At 38.9% G+C, this 1,968-nt stretch carries 1 protein-coding gene; it reads right to left on the bottom strand.

The window, feature by feature from the left end:
- Positions 1–195: 195 nt before the first annotated feature.
- A complete protein-coding gene (locus BV375_RS07965; protein WP_086759128.1) occupies positions 196–1,854 on the bottom strand; it encodes an IS1182 family transposase in 1,659 nt (552 codons plus the stop codon).
- Between the last annotated feature and the right edge of the window lie 114 nt (positions 1,855–1,968).

The following is a 1,968-nucleotide window of genomic DNA, read 5'->3' as shown; positions in this document are numbered from 1 at the left end:
AAGGATACTGCTGGCGAATTGAGGGTAAGACCCCTCAAGCTAAGCAGTTTTAGAATTCCTTGATATTTCTGGTGGTAATTTCTTTAAAGTGCGGGGGTGACACTGCACTTTTTTAGTCACAAAAATGTGCGACCAAATTACAACCGAACTGTATCTGGACATTTGTTGTGATTAAATTGAGCTACTTAATCAAGACTAATAAACACGTAATCGAGCGAATAAGCTATTACGAGTTTGAGCTTTATTTACCTGCTTTGACCATGTAAAAAAGCGACTTAAATTGATTGCACAAGCAGTAGCAACATGTTGTAAATGGGTTTTTACTAAGCCACAATATCGCGCTTGTCGTAAATTAAATTTACACACAGCTTGAGAAATAGTACCCTCAATCCCGGCTCGACGTTGATATTTTTGTTGAAATTCTGGAGAGACTTGTTCGCGGCGACGTTTTTGAAGTGCATCATATTCTTCACGTGGTCGCAACTTTAATTTTCTCGGAGCCATTTGAGCAGAAGTACAATTATTCCTCACCGGACATTTTTCACATATCTTGCGGTCAAATACAACTTCAATTAGTGGATTTTGATTGCAGTCACGAGTTTTTCGCCATAGACGACTCAAATTTCCTTGCGGGCATTTAACAACTTGTTTGTCCCAATCAATTACAAACGCAGCAACATCAAAACCTGTTTTTAATTTAGCTTGCCAACTATTATCTAATGCCACTGACCCCATGACCGAAACTTGATGCAAGAGATTACTTTCAACTAAATGATATGAATCTACATAAGCTGCGTCTACATAATGCTCCGATGGTAGTATGTCGTTTGATTTGAGCTTATGATGAACAACGCTGGTGACTTCCCCGTCTGGCGTGGTCGCTAGTGTTGTTTCTACATTTGTAATTAAATTTGGAGTTTTATCATCACAAGTTTCTGTTAGATGTACTTTATATCCTGTCCAATTTGTATCCCTCTTCGTACTATTACGGGCATCAATATCATAAGGTGATTCAATACAAATTGAGTTTGGGGGTAATCCTGAAGAGTCTGGTTTTCGCCAAACTAAACCAGATTTGTCAAATGTATACTGTTGAATCCAAATTTTTCTTAATGTTTCCACAGTTTCTAGTTGACGCAAATCACACGGTGTTATTTCACTAAACCAAATTTTCTGGAGAAGATAATGTCCATCAAATCCAATTTTTAGTCCTAATTGTTCGCGCTCACTTTTATCTTTGGGTAAGCGGTAATTATCAAATCGCCAACTATAATTATCAAACCAGTTTTCGCTGACAATCCTTTTTAACCATTGTGGCGCTTCGTCAGCTATTTCATTGAGTGCTGCTCTTAAGGCTTCTCCTACTAATTCCAAACGGTTGACTTGACGGATTGCTGCTAATACGTGAGTTGAATCTGTACGTTGCTTACCTCGATGTTTTATCAGCTTTTTTTCTGTAAAACGTAATAACATTACATCTAATAGTTGATTTGATAATTCGTACTCACATAATCGATGACGAAATTCCCCTAGTACCGTTGAGTCAAATCCACTATCGGTTAAATCTAGCCCAAGTGCATACTTCCAATCAATTCTGGCACGCACTGCATCTGCTGCTTGTCTGTCTGTTAATCCCAGGGCAAACTGCATGACTGTTGTTAGTGCTAATTTGGCTGGTGAGATTGCTGATTGTCCACTTCTTTTTGGAAATAAGGTCGCAAAGTCTGTGTCAGTATATAAAGTTCCCAGTTCATCATACATTTTCATGAACTCGTTACCCTTCGGGAATGACGCACGCGCTATCTGTGCCGTTTGCTCTGGTATCTGCCAATGATTTTTTGGATGCAGTGTCATATCTAGAAGTCAGAAAATACTCACAAAGTTGTATTTTCTGACTCAAAATTCTCTTCAGTTATCGGGGGTCTAACCTAGTATGGGTTAGACCCCTAATTCGCCAGCAGCATCCTT

This window comes from Nostoc sp. 106C (assembly GCF_002154725.1).
Classification (GTDB): Bacteria; Cyanobacteriota; Cyanobacteriia; order Cyanobacteriales; family Nostocaceae; genus Aulosira.
The sequence above is the reverse complement of the archived record's forward strand: the minus strand, read 5'-3'. Positions and strand labels throughout refer to the sequence as shown.